The organism is Massilia sp. YIM B02763, from assembly GCF_030412015.1.
In the GTDB taxonomy this organism is placed as follows: Bacteria; Pseudomonadota; Gammaproteobacteria; order Burkholderiales; family Burkholderiaceae_D; genus Telluria.
This window is the reverse complement of record NZ_JASNRD010000022.1, coordinates 38,613-54,626: the sequence shown is the minus strand read 5'-3', so window position 1 is coordinate 54,626 and position 16,014 is coordinate 38,613. Positions and strand designations below refer to the sequence as shown.

Below are 16,014 nucleotides of genomic sequence, written 5' to 3'. Positions count from 1 at the left end.
ATAAGAACGAGCCCGGCACGGAGCACAGGGCAGAGGGAGTGGAATGAAACACAAGAACATCGCACTGGTCGCCGCCGTCGTCGCCGTCGGCGCCGGGGGCTGGTACGTCAACCATCACAGCGGCGCACAGCCGGAAGCGCTCGTCGCCAAGCCCGGCAAGGGCCACGGCGAGCAGCCGCCGGCCGTCGTCAATGTGGTGCCGTCGCAACGCCAGGACGTGCCCGTGCTGCAGCAGGCCAACGGCACCGTGACGCCGATCCGTACCGTCGACCTGCATCCGCAGACGACGGCCACGATCCGCCAAGTGCACATCAAGGAAGGCCAGTTCGTGCAGCAGGGCCAGCTGCTGTTCTCGCTCGACGACCGCGCCGACCGCGCCAACCTCGACAAGGCCCAGGCCCAGGTGGAGCGCGACCGCGCCCAGCTGGCCGACCTGGAGCGCCAGTACAAGCGCAGCCAGGACTTGTTTGCGCAAAAATACATTGCCCAGAGCGCCGTCGACACGCTGCGCGCCCAGGTCGACCAGGCCAGGGCCACGCTGCAGTCGGACATCGCCGCCGCGCGCGCCAGCAGCGTCGCCACCAGCTACACGGCCATCCACGCGCCCATGTCCGGCCGCGTGGGCGGCATCGACGTCTACCCGGGCAGCCTGGTGCAGCCGTCCACCTCGCTGACCACCGTCACCCAGCTCGACCCGATCACGGTCGCCTTCACGCTGCCCGAGTCCGCGCTGCCGGCGCTGCTGGCGGCGCAAAAGCGCGGCAAGGTCGAAGTGCAGGCGCTGCCCGGCGCCGACCTGGCGCCCGTGAAGGGCGTGCTGAGCTTCGTCGACAACACGGTCGACCCCACCGCCGGCACCATCAAGGTGAAGGCCGAATTCGACAACCGCGACACCACGCTGTGGCCGGGCCAGTACGTGAATACCAGGGTCACCGTGCAGACGCTGAAGAATGCCGTGGTGGTGCCGCAGGCGGCGATCATCACGAACGCCACCGGCACCTTCGTGTATGTGCTGGACAAGGAGCATGCCGCCCGCCAGGTGCCGGTGCAGCGCCTGTACGGCTTCGGCGTCGACGCCGCCGTGTCCGGCCTCACCGGCAGCGAGCAGGTGATCACCGACGGCAAGCAGAACGTGCGCCCGGGCGGCAAGGTGCGCCTGGCCGAGGAGCTGGACAAGGGCCATGGCGGCAGCAAGGACCGCGCCACCACCGTCGCCGCCAACAAAAGCTGAGCCATGAACCTGTCCGAATTGTGCATCCGCCGGCCCGTGATGGTCGTGCTGCTGTCGCTCACGCTGATCCTGGTCGGCGTGCTGGCCTACTTCCACATCCCCGTGGCGGCGCTGCCCAGCTATAACACGCCCGTCATCAACGTCAACGCCAACCTGGCCGGCGCCAGCCCCGAGACGATGGCCTCGTCGGTGGCGCTGCCGCTCGAGAAGCAGTTCTCGACGATCCCCGGCATCAACCTGATCACGTCCAGCAGCAGCCAGGGCAATACCTCGCTGACGCTGGAATTCGACACCTCGATCGACATCAACGCCGCCGCCGTCGACGTGCAGGCCGCGCTGCTCGCGGCCCAGCGCCAGCTGCCGCAGGAAATGACGGACCTGCCGTCCTACCGCAAGGTGAATCCGGCCGATGCGCCCGTGCTGTTCATGACGATGACCTCGCCGTCGATGAACCTGTCCGAGCTGAACGACTATGCCGAGAACCTCGTGTCGCCGGCGATTTCGACGCTGCCGGGCGTGGCCCAGGTCCAGGTCAACGGCGGCAAGAAGTTCGCCGTGCGCGTGCGCGCCAAGACCGACCTCATGAACGCGCGGAACCTGACGATGGACGAACTGGCCAGCGCGCTGCGCGCCGCCAACTCGAACGCGCCGCTGGGCATCCTGGACGGCCCGCAGCAGACCCTGACCATCCAGGGCCCGCCGCAGATGCAGCGCGCCGCCGATTTCGCCGACCTGATCGTCGCCACCCGCGAAGGCCAGCCGGTGCGCCTGAAGGACGTCGCCGACGTCGAGGACAGCTACCAGTCCGTCAAGGCCTTCGGCGCCTACAACGGCGAGCGCTCGATCGTGCTGCTGGTGCAGCGCCAGCCGGACGCGAACACGGTGGCCGTGGTCGACCACGTGAAGAACCTGCTGCCGCGCTTCCAGTCGCAGCTGCCGGCCTCGATCAAGATCAACCTCGTCAACGACCGCTCGATCTCGATCCGCGAGGCGATCCACGACGTCAACTTCACGCTGGCGCTGACCGTGGTGCTGGTGGTGCTGGTGATCTTCCTGTTCCTGCACCGCCTGTCGGCGACGATGATCCCGGCCGTCACCATGCCGATCTCGCTGCTGGGCGCGCTGTCGCTGCTGTACTGGATGGGCTACAGCCTGGACAACGTCTCGCTGCTGGGCATCACGCTGGCCGTCGGCCTCGTCGTCGACGATGCCATCGTGGTGCTGGAAAACATCGTGCGCCACATCGAGATGGGCAAGAAGCCGATGCGCGCCGCCCTCGAGGGCTCGCGCGAGATGGGCTTCACCATCATCTCGATCTCCGTGTCGCTGGTCGCCGTGTTCATCCCGATCTTCTTCATGCCGGGCGTGATCGGCCTGCTGTTCCACGAATTCGCCGTGATCGTCGGCCTGGCCGTGCTGGTGTCGGCCGTCGTCTCGCTGACGCTGGTGCCGATGCTGTCCTCGCGCCTGCTGTCGGCCCACGGCCATGATCATCATGAAGAAAAGAGCTTCATCGGCCGCCACTTCGAGGCCGGCTTCACGAAGGTGAGGAACGGCTACGAGAAGACGCTGGACCTGGCGCTGGCGCACCGCGCGGTGGTGCTGGCGATCGCCTTCGGCACCTTCATCCTGACGGCCGTGCTGTACAACGACATCCCGAAGGGCTTCTTCCCGGAAGAGGACTTGGGCCAGCTGCGCGTGTCGACGGAAGCGGCGGAGGATATCTCGTCGGCGGCCATGATGGACCTGCAGGTGCGTGTGGCCAAGGTGATCCAGGACGACCCGGCCGTGCAGGACGTCACCGCCTTCTCGGGCGGCGGCAACGGCGGCCGCATGTTCGTCGTCCTGAAGCCGCGCGAGGAGCGCGACAAGATGCCGGCCGTGATCGAGCGGCTGAGGAAGAGCACGCGCGCGGTGGCCGGCATCGCCGTTTACATGTCGCCGGTGCAGAACCTGCAGCTGGGCGGACGCCAGAGCAAGAGCCGCTTCCAGTACACGCTGCAGAGCGTGTCGGGCGAGCCGATCAACGGCTATGCCAACCAGTTCCTGGAACGCATGCAGGCCAATCCGCTGTTCCGCGACGTCACCAGCGATTCGCAGGAGCGCGGCCTGCAGGCCACGCTCGACATCGACCGCGACAAGGCCAACGCCATGGGCGTGCAGCTGTCCGACGTGCGCACGGCGCTGTACGCGGCGTTCGGCGAGCGCCAGGTGTCGACGATCTATTCGACGGCGGCCAGCTACTACGTGATCCTGGAGACGGCCAAGCCGGACCGCGAGTTCGAGGACGCGCTGTCGCGCCTGTCCGTACGCAGCAGCACGGGCCGCATGGTGCAGCTGTCCAGCGTGGCGAGCGTCAAGCGCACCGTGGGCCCGATCTCCGTCAACCACCAGGGCCAGCTGCAGGCGATCACGCTGTCGTTCAACCTGGCGCCGGACGCCTCGCTGGGCCAGGCCACGGCGGCCATCGAACAGATGGGGCGCGAGATCAAGCTGCCGTCGTCCGTCATCACCAACTACGGCGGCGACGCGGCCGTGTTCCAGAGCTCGCAGTCGAGCCAGCTGGTGCTGATCGTCGCGGCCGTGGGCGTCATCTACGTGCTGCTGGGCGCGCTGTACGAGAGCTTCATCCACCCGATCACGATCCTGGCCGGCCTGCCGTCGGCGGCCGTGGGCGCGCTGCTGACGCTGCGCCTGTTCAACATGGACCTGACGATCATCGCGATGATCGGCATCCTGATGCTGATCGGCATCGTCAAGAAGAACGCGATCATGATGATCGACTTCGCGCTGGACGCCCAGCGCAACGGCGGCATGACGCCGGAACAGGCGATCCGCGAAGCCTGCATCCTGCGCTTCCGCCCGATCATGATGACGACGCTGGCCGCGCTGATGGGCGCGCTGCCGATCGCCCTGGGCCTGGGCGCCGGCGCCGAGCTGCGCCAGCCGCTGGGCCTGGCCGTATGCGGGGGCCTCGTGTTCTCGCAGGTCATCACGCTGTACATCACGCCCGTGATCTACCTGTACCTGGACAAGTACAGCGGCAGCGGCCCGATGACGGACGAGGAACTGGCCAGGCTCGACCGTCCGGAACTGGACCTGGTGAAGGTCGCCTGACACGCGGGAAGCGGATTACAGTTTGTCCATGCAGGGCGGGCCGGGTGCCCGCCCTTTTGCTATGAAGCCGCGATTACCGGGTAAAATCGCCACAGATCGACGGAATATCGGGCGATTTCTGGATACATACTGTAACAACAGTTAAAACGGCGAGCTTGTAAGCTGTTTGCAAATGTCCAACGATGCGTGCGTACAGTTACCAAACGCGGTAGACTGCGCACGTTAACCCATCCCAGCTGTGTTCGAAAAGCGGTACTCATATCTTGCGTGACCATTCCCACATGCCACTGGACGACAGCGATGTCTGCGCACATTGCGGCCAGCCGCTGCCTGGACGGAGTGTGAGCACGTATGGACGCCAGGGACCGAACCGCACCGGCCTGATCGCCACCGTGCTGCTGCACGTGCTGCTGGTCGCGATCTGGCTGTACCAGCCGAAGGACAAGCACACATCACCGCCCAAGGCCGGCGCCGAGAACGCCATCGTGTGGCTGCCGCCCGAGCCGCAGGTCAAGCCCACGCCCACCCCGAAACCGTCGCAGCAGCAGCCGGCCAAGGCCGCCAAGCCGGCGCCGTCGAAGCCGGCGCCGCGCAGCACGCCGAAGGTGCAGCGCCTGCCCGACACCATCACGCTGCCGGACGAAAAGCCGGTCAAGGAAACCCCGGCCCCGACGCCGCCGAAGCCGGAGACCCAGTCGCCGCCGCAGGAAGTCGACATGCAGGCGTATATCGAGGCGCGCAAGAAGGCGCGCGGCGCCACCCGCTCGGACGCGCCGCCGGCCGAGGAAAGCGAGGCCGCGCGCGGCACCCGCAATGCGCTGGCCAATATCGCCGGCATCAACGGCCGCGGCGGCCAGGATCCGAACGAGACGGGCGGCGTGTTCAGCGTCACCAACCAGACCTTCTCCAAGGCCGACCTGAAGTTCCGCGGCTGGAACCCGAACTTCAAGCGCCGCTGGCTGACCGCCGTGACGGTCGAGCGTGGCAGCGAGCCGGACATCGAGACGGCCATCGTCAAGAAGATGATCGAGCTGATCCGCAAGGAAAAGAGCGGCGACTTCGAATGGGATTCGCACCGCCTGAACCGCGTGGTGACCTTGTCGGCGCGCCCCCAGGATACGCAGGAACTGATGAATTTCCTCTACAAGGAAATGTTCCCGGAATACAGGCCACCGCGCGGTTGATCCGAAGATAAGGAAATGAAAAAAAAGCCCGGTCGATATGTCGACCGGGCTTTTTTTATGGCTTTCACAGGATGTTCCAATAAGCGCCTTTCGCTATTCGCCGGCTTTAACAAGGATTAATCGCGCGACATGCGCGCAGTGAGGAGACGCAATCGGGTGAATAAGCCGCGGGAGTACCTTCATGCGTGTCGCTAGCCAAATCGGGTAAAGAAACACGGCGTCTTCATGATTGGATGGAGCAAATAATATGAAAAACATACTGCTTTTCAGACGGCTATTGCGGGCCGGTGTTTTCGCTCTATTTCTCATCGTCGCAGGCGATTGGCAGCAGGCATTCGCTCAAGAAAACTGGACCCGCTGCGCCGTGGAAGACCAGGTATGCACCTTCAGCGGCTCACGGCAAGTGCGCTATGGGGCGAACGGCACGTATGCCTACCGGACGGCTACCGGATCCGTCGGCTGCAACAACGATGTGTTCGGCGATCCCGTGTTCGGCGTGGACAAGGTCTGCGACTACGCCGCCGGGACGACCGTACCGCCCGCGACGGGCTGGGTCCAGTGCGCGCTGGAAGACCAGGTCTGCGCATTCAGCGGCACGCGCCAGGTGCGCTATGGCGCCAATGGCCTGTACGCCTACCAGAACGCGACCGCCTCGATCGCCTGCACCAATGCCGTCTTCGGCGATCCCGCCTACGGATTCGACAAGACCTGCGACTACCAGGCGCCGGCGTCGACGCTGCAATCGGCGTTGAGCGATCCGATTCCTTTCCCCATCGTCCCCGTGGCGGCGGCGAACCTTCCGAACGGCAAGGTCGTCACCTGGGCTGCCTTCAGCCCGACCACCTTCAGCGGCGACAACGGGTTTACCGCGACCGCGCTGTTCGATCCCGATACCCTGTCCGTGACCCAGCGCTGGGTCGCGGAAACGGGGCACGACATGTTCTGCCCCGGTACCAGCTTGCTGGCCGACGGCCGGCTGCTCGTCAACGGCGGCTCCAGCAGCCAGAAGACGAGTATCTACGACTTCGCGAACGATACGTGGAGCGCCTCCTACCCGATGCAGGTCGCCCGCGGCTACCAGGGCAATGCCACGCTCTCCAACGGCAACGTGCTCACGCTGGGCGGTTCCTGGAGCGGACCGCCGGGCGGCAAGGATGGCGAGATCTGGCGCGACGGCGCGGGCTGGACCCGCATGGCCGGCATCCCCATCGATCCCTTCGTCACGCCCGATCCGGACGGCGTCTACCGCGGCGACAATCACCTGTGGCTGTTCTCCCAGGCCGGCGGACGTGTGTTCCAGGCCGGCCCCGGCGTCGAGATGCACTGGATCGACACGAACGGGAATGGCGCGGTGACCTCCGCCGGCCGGCGCGGCGACGACATTTCGAGCATGAACGGCAATGCCGTCATGGTTGATATCGGCAAGATCCTCAAGACGGGCGGCGCGCCGGCGTATGAAGAAGCCGATGCGACGGCCGCTGCCTACCTCATCGATATCGGCAGCGGCACGGCCCAGGTGAAGAAGCTGCAGCCGATGGGGTACGCGCGCGCCATGCACAACAGCGTCGTGCTGCCGAACGGCCAGGTCGTCATCTCGGGCGGGCAGACGTATGTGAAGATATTTTCCGACGACCGCTCGGTGCTGATGACGGAGCTCTGGGATCCGCGTACCGAGGCCTTCACACCCTTGCGGGCGCTGACCATTCCGCGCAATTACCACAGCTTTTCCCTGCTGCTTCCGGACGGCCGCGTCCTCATCGGCGGCGGTGGGCTGTGCGACTTCAACTGCACGACGAACCACCTGGATGCGCAGATCCTGACACCGCCTTACTTGCTGAATGCGAACGGCACGGCGGCAACGCGCCCGCGCATCGTCTCGGCCGCGCGCCAGGCCACGTACGGCGGCACGCTTGCGGTCACGACGAACGGCGCGGTCAGCGGTTTCGTGCTGATGCGGCTGAGCGCCGTGACGCATTCGCTGAACAACGACCAGCGCCGCGTGCCACTCGGCTTCACCGCCCGCAGCGCCACCAGCTACACGCTGCAGGCACCGGCACATGCCGGCATCGCGCCGCCGGGCTACTACATGCTGTTCGCGCTGGACGGCAACGGGGTGCCCAGCGTCGCCTCGACCGTGCAACTGCGCTGAGCGACGCGCGGCGAGCGCACCATGCGTACCGTCCTCGTGTACGCCACCCTGGTCGCGGCGCTGGTGTCCCCGCTCGCGGCGATGTCCAGGGCGGCCACGGTGTCCGATGCCACGGTCCGCGGCGAGCGCCTGTTCGACGGCCGCGAACCGCTGACGGGCCGGCTCGCCGGACACACTGCCGGCTTGCCACCAGCCCTCGGCACCTGCCTGGCCTGTCACGGCAATGCCGCGTCGTCCTCGCTGCTGGAGGCGCGCTCCGCGCCCGCGCTCGGGTGCACGGTCTTGTTGCGCATTCGCGAGCGGCGCGGCGAACCGCCGTTCGCCTACGACCCGGACAAGTTCTGCCGCACCTTGCGCACGGGGATCAATCCCAACGACGTCGTCCTGCAGCGGACCATGCCGCGTTTCGACATCGAGCAGGCGCAATGCGATGCGCTGTGGGCGTATTTGACGACGAAGGGAGCCGGTTGCGATGACAAGCGATAGGCAGGGCAGGCGGCATGTCCTCGCCGCGGCAACGGCATGGGCAGGCGCATGCCTGGCGCCGGGCCTGCCGCCGGCTGCATGGGCGCACGGTATCGGCATCGTGAGACCTCCCGTCGGCCTGCCGCTGGACCTGCGCGTGCTGCGCAGCGACGGCGTGCGGCTGCCGCTGCGCCGCCTGCTGCTGGGCCGCACGACGGCGCTGCAGCTGATGTTCACCGGCTGCAGCGAGACCTGTCCGCTGCAGGGCGCCCTGTTCGCCGGCGTCCAGGAGCAGGCCGCGCGATCCGGCAACCGGCTTCGATTGCTGTCGCTGAGCATCGACCCGATGGACGACGCCCGCAGCCTGTCCGCCTGGCTGCAACGTTTCGGAGCCGGCACGCTGTGGCAGGCAGCGGTGCCTTCGGCACGCGATATCGATGTCCTGCGCACGAGCTTGCAGGCAGGCGCGCCTGCGGTGCCCGCGCATTCGTCGCAAGTCTTCTTCGTCGACACGGGCGGGCGCCTCGTATGGCGCTCGGAAGACCTGCCTCCCGTGGAGCTGGTCATGGACATTGCCATGCGGCTCGGCGCGGGCAGGACGTGAACGGCGGCGCGGCCGCCAAAAAAAAATGCCGCCCAGCTGTGCTGGACGGCATCGACGCGTGTCTATGACGCGGTGATCAGGCGGCGGCCTTCAGGCGCCGTGCCACGTCCAGCGCGAAATAGGTCAGCACGCCGTCGGCGCCCGCACGCTTGAACGACATCATGGTTTCCATGATGACCTTGTCCGGATCCAGCCAGCCGTTCTGGAAGGCGGCCTGCAGCATCGCATACTCGCCGCTGACCTGGTAGGCGAAGGTCGGCACCTTGAACTCGTCCTTCACGCGGCGCACCACGTCCAGGTAGGGCATGCCCGGCTTGACCATGACCATGTCGGCGCCTTCGGCGATGTCCAGCGCCACTTCGCGCAGCGCTTCGTCGCTGTTGGCCGGGTCCATCTGGTAGGTGTTCTTGTCGGCCTTGCCCAGGTTGGCGCTCGAGCCCACCGCTTCGCGGAACGGGCCGTAGTAGCCCGAGGCGTACTTGGCCGAATAGGCCATGATGCGGGTGTGGATCAGTTCCTTTTCTTCCAGCGCCTGGCGGATCGCGCCGATGCGGCCGTCCATCATGTCCGACGGGGCCACGATGTCCACGCCGGCTTCGGCCTGGGCCAGGGCCTGGCGCGTCAGCATGGCGATCGTCTTTTCGTTGACGATGTAGCCGTTCTCGTCCGGCAGGCCGTCCTGGCCGTGCGTCGTGTACGGGTCCAGCGCGACGTCGGTCATCAGGCCCAGCTGCGGGAAGTGGCGCTTCAGTTCGCGCACGGCGCGCGGCACCAGACCTTCCGGATTGGTCGCCTCGACGCCGTCGTAGGTCTTCAGGGACGCGTCGACGACGGGGAACAGGGCCAGCACGGGAATGCCCAGGCTGACGGCTTCCTCGGCCACCTTCAGCAGCAGGTCGATGGAGACGCGTTCCACGCCCGGCATCGATGCCACTTGCTGGCGCTGGTTCTGGCCGTCGAGCACGAACACCGGGTAGATCAGGTCGGAGGCGGTGACGGTGTTCTCGCGCATCAGGGCGCGCGAGAACGGGTCGCGGCGCATGCGGCGCATGCGCACGGCGGGATAGGCGTTGGGGGTGATGATCGGCATGTTCAATCCTCAGTCGTTGGCCGAGGCCGGGCTGTCGCCGTCCGGTCCGTCGGCCTGGGTGTCAGACTGCGCGGCATCGTCTCCATCGAGGCCGAGCAGTTCGATGATCTTGGCGTCCGCTTCCTCGATGCCCACGCGCTTCAGGGCCGAGAACAGCTGGACCGTGAAGGGGAAGCCGTTGCCGTCCTCGTCGACGTAGCTGTCCAGCACCTGCTGCGCTTGGCGCAGCGCATTCGTCGATTCGTTGCGGTTCAGCTTGTCCACCTTGGTCAGGATGCAGTGGATCGGCTTGCCGGTCGGGGCGAACCACTCCAGCATCTGGATGTCCAGTTCGGTGAACGGGCGGCGCGAATCCATGATCAGCACGAGGGCGGCCAGCTGGTCGCGGCGCTGGACGTAGTCGCCCAGCAGCTTTTGCCAGTGCAGCTTGGCGTCGCCCGACACTTCCGCATAGCCGTAGCCCGGCAGGTCGACCAGCAGCGCCTGGATTTCCTCGACCTTGGTCGGGTCCTTGCGGTGCATGGCCACGTGGGCGCCGCCGATCGAGAAGAAGTTGATGTGCTGGGTGCGGCCCGGCGTCTTCGAGGCGAAAGCGAGGCCCTTCTGGTTCGTCAGGATGTTGATCGCCGTCGATTTGCCCGCATTGGACCGGCCGGCGAAGGCGATTTCCGGCACCTGCGTGCGCGGCAAATCGCGCAGCTGGTTGACGGTCGTAAAGAAGCGGGCTTGCCAGAGTTTGGACATGGACGAGGGACGGTGAAAGGGAAGTGAAGCGAAAAAGACAACAAAAGAAGCAGTCCGGAAAGCAAGCTATTGTACAATAGGGAGTTACCTGCCGTCGGAGAGGGAATCGGATTGCGCGCTTTTCGAAGGCCGGACATGTGGCACTGGAGCAGCACTGATACTGCGAATGAACGTCGACTTTTTCGGGGTGCGTTGAATGAATCGTGTGTTCTTACCGGCCGCGGGCGCGGCGATGACCAAATCCCTCCTGCTTGCAATCCTGGCGCTGCCTGGCGCCCTTGCCCTGGCTGCCGACGCGGCGCCGGCGGCCAATCCTGTTCCCAAGGTCGACCCGGCCAAGGGCGGCTCCCTCTACGATAGCGGCGACAATGCCCGCGGCCTGCCGGCCTGCGTGTCCTGCCATGGCGCGGGCGGCAACTCCACCATCGTGGCCAATCCGAAGCTGTCCGGGCAGTCGCAATCCTACCTGCACAAACAGCTGGTCGACTTCACCACGCCGAACCGCCAGCAGCCCGTGATGACGATGTACGCCAAGATGCTCAGCGAGGAAGAAAAGCAGAACATCGCCGCCTGGCTCGCCACCCAGCAGCCGAAGGGGGGCGCGGCCAGGAACAAGGATACCGTCGAGCTGGGCCGCAAGATCTACCGCGGCGGCATCGCGGACCGCGGCGTGGCCGCCTGCGCCAGCTGCCATGGCGCCGCCGGCAACGGCATTCCGGCCCAGTATCCGCGCCTGGCCGGCCAGCACCAGGACTATACCCTGGCCCAATTGCAGGCATTCAAGGGTGGCGGCCGCAACAACAGCCCGCAAATGGCCACGCTGGCCAAGCGCATGTCGGACGAGGAAATGAAAGCCGTTTCCGACTACATCGCCGGATTAAAATAATTTCTCATAAGAATTGTAATCAAGGGGCAGCGGCGCAAGCAGGCTGCCCTTTTTGTTGGTATGCTCCCGCACGTTGTTTCTGATGCGAACGAAGGTAGGGGCCGATGAGTACCACGGGAATTGAACTGAAAACACGCCGCAACGGCCTCGCCGAGGCGGTCGAGCTGGTATCGTCGATGCGCTTCGCGATCAGCCTCCTGATGATCATCGCGATTGCCGCAATCATCGGCACGGTGATGCAGCAGAACCAGCCGACGCCGAACTACATCAACCAGTTCGGCCCGTTCTGGTTCGAGATCTTCGACAAGCTGGGCCTGTACACCGTCTACTCGACCTGGTGGTTCCTGCTCAGCCTGGCGATCCTGATCGTCTCGACCTCGCTGTGCATTGCCCGTAACGCGCCGAAGATGCTGCGCGACATGCGCAGCTGGCGCGAGAGCGTGCGCGAGGAATCGCTGCGCAACTTCCACCATCGGACCGAATGGACGGCGCCCCTGTCCGCCGTGCCGCTCGCCTCCCAGACCGCCCAGCGCCTGGAAAACGCCGGCTACAAGGTGAAACTGGTCGACAAGGCCGGCGGCGTGCTGGTGGCGGCCAAGAAGGGCGCCGGCAACAAGTTCGGCTACATCTTCGCGCACACGGCCATCATCGTGATCCTGCTGGGCGGCCTGCTCGATTCCGATCTCACCATCCGCTTCCAACAATGGTTCATGGGCAAGACCCCGCTCGCGGGCGCGTTCCCGGAAAACATCCCGGCGAAGAACCGCCTGGGCGTGGGCAATCCCTCGTTCCGCGGCAACACCATGATCCCGGAAGGGCAGAGCAGCGCCACCGCCATCCTCGTGCAGAACGACGGCGTGTTCGTGCAGGAACTGCCGTTCACGATCCACCTGAAGAAATTCATCATCGATTTCTATTCGACCGGCATGCCCAAGCTGTTCGCCAGCGAGGTCACGATCCGCGACCACGAGACGGGCAAGACCTTCGACGGCACCATCAAGGTCAACCAGCCGCTGATCTACCGCGGCGTGGCCTTGTACCAGTCCAGCTTCGAGGACGGTGGCAGCAAGCTCAAGCTGACCGGCTGGCCGATGACGGGCAGCGCCGACCGTTCGTTCCCGGTGGCGGGCGAGGTGGGCGGCGCCAGCGAATACAAGCACGGCAAGGACGTCTACGCGATCGAATGGAGCGGCTTCCGCCCGTTCAACGTCGAGAACGTCAAGGCCGGCGAGGACGTCAACGCGGTCAAGAAGGGCAAATCCCTCAACGAGGAATTGTCCGCGACGCTGTCCCAGCACACCGGTTCGGCGGCCAAGAACGCCAACAACAAGGACCTCAAGAATGTCGGCCCCAGCGTGCAGTACAAGCTGCGCGACAAGAGCGGCCAGGCGCGCGAATTCCTGAACTACATGCAGCCGGTGGAGCTCGAAGGCGCCCAGGTCTACCTGGCCGGCGTGCGCACCGACCCGTCGGCGCCGTTCAGCTTCCTGCGCATTCCCGCCGACGACAAGCACGGCGTGGGCGAGTGGATGCGCCTGCGCGCGGCGCTGGCCGATCCGGCCCTGCGCGAGGAAGCGGCGCGCCGCTATGCCGAACGCGCGCTGCCGCCGGGCCAGAAGGATGCCGCGCTGGCCGCCCAATTGCGCGAATCGAGCGCGAAGACGCTGGCGATCTTTGCCGGCAGCGGCGACAATGGGGGCTACGTCGCCGTGTCGCGCTTCCTGGAACGCATCCCCCAGGGGGAGCAGGAAAAAGCCGCGAATGTCTTCATGAAGATGCTCAACGGCGCCATGTGGGAGCTGTGGCAGGCCGCGCGCGCGCAAGCGGGCGAGCCGGCCGCCGAGCCGACCGAAGCCCATGGCCGCTTCCTGCAGCTGGCCACCAATGCGCTGTCGGACAGCTTCTTCTACGGCGCCCCGGTCTACCTGGCGCTGGACGACTTCACCGAGGTCAAGGCCTCGGTGCTGCAGGCCACGCGCTCGCCGGGCAAGAAGGTGGTCTACCTGGGCTGCCTGCTGCTGGTACTGGGTATCTTTGCCATGTTCTACATCCGCGAGCGCCGCATCTGGGTGTGGGTGAAGAACGGGGATGAAGGGCAGGGCGCCCATGCGCTGATGGCCATGAGCACCCAGCGCAAGACGCTCGATTTCGAGCGCGAATTCGACGAGTTGAAAACGAAGCTGCCGCAATCGGCGTAAGCTGCCGGCCACGCAAGGAGAACACGATGGATATTTCGCAAGTATCGCAAGCGCAAGGAAAAGCGCAAACGCAGGCCGACCAGGTCCGCTACACCCGCCCGCCCGGCTTCTTCAAGCGCCTGACGGTCGTCGACTGGGTCTACGGCGCCGTCCTGATGGCCGCCGCGCTGTTCGCGTTCAACCGCTACGGCGCCCACATGGACGTCTACGAGGAGGCGATCCTGCTGCTGGCCGCGCCCACCTTCGCCGTGCTCGGCTGGACCTGGAAGCCGGTGCGCTGGCTGATCCCGCTGATCGCGGCGCTGTCGCTGTGGGGCATCTCGCTGTACGGCGGCTCGCTCGACGCGGCGAACCAGAAATTCTTCCTCAAGTACGCGCTGTCGAGCCAGTCCGCCATCCTGTGGATGAGCGCGCTGTTCGTGTTCTCGACCGTGTTCTACTGGATCGGCCTGGCGGCCCGCTCGCCGTTCGGCGGCAGCGTCGGCTCCAAGCTGTGCTGGGCCGCCGTGGTACTGGGCTTCACGGGCATGATGGTGCGCTGGTACGAGTCCTACCTGGTCGGTCCCGACGTCGGCCACATCCCCGTGTCGAACCTGTACGAAGTGTTCATCCTGTTCTCGATGATCACGGCCCTGTTCTACCTGTACTACGAGCAGCGCTACGCCACCCGCCAGCTGGGCCCCTTCGTGCTGCTGGTGATCTCGGCCGCCGTCGGCTTCCTGCTGTGGTACACGGTGGCGCGCGACGCCGCCGAGATCCAGCCGCTGGTGCCGGCGCTGCAGAGCTGGTGGATGAAGATCCACGTGCCCGCCAACTTCATCGGCTACGGCACCTTCGCGCTGGCCGCCATGGTCGGCTCCGCCTACCTGCTGAAGTCGCACGGCTACCTGGTCGACCGCCTGCCGTCGCTGGAAGTGCTGGACGACGTGATGTACAAGGCCATCTCCGTCGGTTTCGCCTTCTTCACCGTCGCCACCATCCTGGGCGCGCTGTGGGCGGCCGAGGCCTGGGGCGGCTACTGGTCCTGGGACCCGAAGGAAACCTGGGCGCTGATCGTCTGGCTGAACTACGCGGCCTGGCTGCACATGCGCCTGATGAGCGGCCTGCGCGGGCGCGCCGCGGCCTGGTGGGCGCTGGTGGGCCTGCTGGTCACGACGTTCGCCTTCCTGGGCGTGAACATGTTCCTGTCGGGCCTGCATTCCTACGGCAAGCTCTGAGCCGGACGAAGATGACGGCCGGATTACATGGTGTAACGAAAGCGCACGTGTCCGGCCTAGTATCGGTGGATAGTGTAAGGTTGAAACAACGGACGACGATGCGTCCGAGCGCCTACCGCGGTAGGCGCCTAGTCCAACCGGAGCTGCCATGTTGATCAAGCGAAACCCGAACGGCATCGACCTGCCGTTCCCATCCGAAATCACGCCGCGCGAGGTGGTCGAAGGCCGCCGCGCCTTCCTGGCTCGTGCCGCGGCCACCGCCGTGGCCGGCACCTCGCTGTGGGAAATGCTGCAGCGCGAGGCGCTGGCCCAGGGCGCCCCGGCCCAGAAGCTGGCCGCGGCCCGCAATGCCGCCCTGTCGACGACCGAGAACCCCACCTCGTTCCAGGACGCGACCCACTACAACAACTTCTACGAATTCGGCACCGACAAGTCCGACCCGGCCGAGAACGCCCACACGCTGCGCACGCGGCCGTGGACGGTGCAGATCGACGGCGAGGTCAAGAAGCCGGTGACCCTCGACATCGACCGCCTGGTCAAGCTGGCGCCGCTCGAGGAACGCATCTACCGCCTGCGCTGCGTCGAGGGCTGGTCGATGGTGATCCCCTGGATCGGTTATTCGCTGTCGAACCTGATCAAGCAGGTCGAGCCGACCGGCAACGCCAAATACGTCCAGTTCATCTCGCTGGCCGACCGCGCCCAGATGCCGGGCGTGCGCGGCCGCGTGATCGACTGGCCGTATTCGGAAGGCCTGCGCATGGACGAGGCCATGCATCCGCTGGCGCTCTTGACGGTAGGCATGTACGGCCAGGTGCTGGCCAACCAGAACGGCGCGCCGGTGCGCGTGATCGTGCCCTGGAAGTACGGCTTCAAGTCGGCCAAGTCGATCGTGCGCATCCGCTTCCTGCGCGAGCAGCCGAAGACCTCGTGGAACCTGCTGGCGCCGGAAGAATACGGCTTTTATTCGAACGTGAACCCGAACGTCGACCACCCACGCTGGTCGCAGGCGACGGAGCGGCGCATCGGCGAAGGCGGCCTGTTCACGCCCAAGCGCAAGACCCTGATGTTCAACGGCTACAACGACGTCGCGTCGCTGTACACCGGCATGGACCTCAAGAAGTTTTTCTGA

12 protein-coding genes are annotated in these 16,014 nt (G+C 65.9%); 10 read left to right on the top strand and 2 right to left on the bottom strand.

Going from position 1 to position 16,014, the window contains the following annotated elements; translation table 11 throughout:
* Nucleotides 1-43 precede the first annotated feature (43 nt).
* The 6 genes from QPK32_RS22180 to QPK32_RS22155 all read left to right on the top strand — a co-directional run bounded on the left by QPK32_RS22180 (nucleotide 44) and on the right by QPK32_RS22155 (nucleotide 8,750).
* A complete protein-coding gene (locus QPK32_RS22180; protein WP_290414968.1) occupies nucleotides 44-1,231 on the top strand; it encodes an efflux RND transporter periplasmic adaptor subunit in 1,188 nt (395 codons plus the stop codon).
* A 3-nt stretch (nucleotides 1,232-1,234) separates the two neighbouring features.
* Nucleotides 1,235-4,348, top strand: coding sequence for an efflux RND transporter permease subunit (locus QPK32_RS22175; RefSeq protein ID WP_290414967.1), 3,114 nt, complete (start codon nucleotides 1,235-1,237; stop codon nucleotides 4,346-4,348).
* A 341-nt stretch (nucleotides 4,349-4,689) separates the two neighbouring features.
* Nucleotides 4,690-5,532, top strand: coding sequence for a hypothetical protein (locus QPK32_RS22170; RefSeq protein ID WP_290414966.1), 843 nt, complete (start codon nucleotides 4,690-4,692; stop codon nucleotides 5,530-5,532).
* Nucleotides 5,533-5,896: 364 nt separating this feature from the next.
* Complete coding sequence (locus QPK32_RS22165; protein ID WP_290414965.1) at nucleotides 5,897-7,681, top strand: galactose oxidase-like domain-containing protein; 1,785 nt, start codon at nucleotides 5,897-5,899, stop codon at nucleotides 7,679-7,681.
* 21 nt (nucleotides 7,682-7,702) lie between these two features.
* Entirely contained in the window at nucleotides 7,703-8,167 is a 465-nt protein-coding gene (locus QPK32_RS22160; RefSeq protein WP_290414964.1) for a hypothetical protein, read from the top strand.
* 100 nt (nucleotides 8,168-8,267) lie between these two features.
* Nucleotides 8,268-8,750, top strand: a complete 483-nt coding sequence (locus tag QPK32_RS22155) for an SCO family protein (RefSeq protein ID WP_290414963.1) — start codon at nucleotides 8,268-8,270, stop codon at nucleotides 8,748-8,750.
* 76 nt (nucleotides 8,751-8,826) lie between these two features.
* Here the strand turns inward: QPK32_RS22155 and hemB are convergent, their stop codons facing one another.
* Nucleotides 8,827-9,840 (bottom strand): porphobilinogen synthase, encoded by a 1,014-nt coding sequence (gene hemB / locus QPK32_RS22150; RefSeq protein ID WP_290414962.1) that lies wholly within the window; start codon nucleotides 9,838-9,840, stop codon nucleotides 8,827-8,829.
* Between the two features lie 9 nt (nucleotides 9,841-9,849).
* Nucleotides 9,850-10,584 (bottom strand): ribosome biogenesis GTP-binding protein YihA/YsxC, encoded by a 735-nt coding sequence (gene yihA / locus QPK32_RS22145; RefSeq protein ID WP_290414961.1) that lies wholly within the window; start codon nucleotides 10,582-10,584, stop codon nucleotides 9,850-9,852.
* A gap of 196 nt (nucleotides 10,585-10,780) precedes the next feature.
* Here yihA and QPK32_RS22140 point away from each other — a divergent pair, with 196 nt between their 5' ends.
* The 4 genes from QPK32_RS22140 (at nucleotide 10,781) to msrP (ending at nucleotide 16,014) form a co-directional block, all read left to right on the top strand.
* Nucleotides 10,781-11,470, top strand: coding sequence for a cytochrome c (locus QPK32_RS22140; RefSeq protein WP_374046775.1), 690 nt, complete (start codon nucleotides 10,781-10,783; stop codon nucleotides 11,468-11,470).
* A gap of 104 nt (nucleotides 11,471-11,574) precedes the next feature.
* A complete protein-coding gene (locus QPK32_RS22135) occupies nucleotides 11,575-13,668 on the top strand; it encodes a cytochrome c biogenesis protein ResB (protein ID WP_290414959.1) in 2,094 nt (697 codons plus the stop codon).
* A gap of 26 nt (nucleotides 13,669-13,694) precedes the next feature.
* Nucleotides 13,695-14,885 (top strand): c-type cytochrome biogenesis protein CcsB, encoded by a 1,191-nt coding sequence (gene ccsB / locus QPK32_RS22130; RefSeq protein ID WP_290414958.1) that lies wholly within the window; start codon nucleotides 13,695-13,697, stop codon nucleotides 14,883-14,885.
* 148 nt (nucleotides 14,886-15,033) lie between these two features.
* Nucleotides 15,034-16,014 (top strand): protein-methionine-sulfoxide reductase catalytic subunit MsrP, encoded by a 981-nt coding sequence (gene msrP / locus QPK32_RS22125; RefSeq protein ID WP_290414957.1) that lies wholly within the window; start codon nucleotides 15,034-15,036, stop codon nucleotides 16,012-16,014.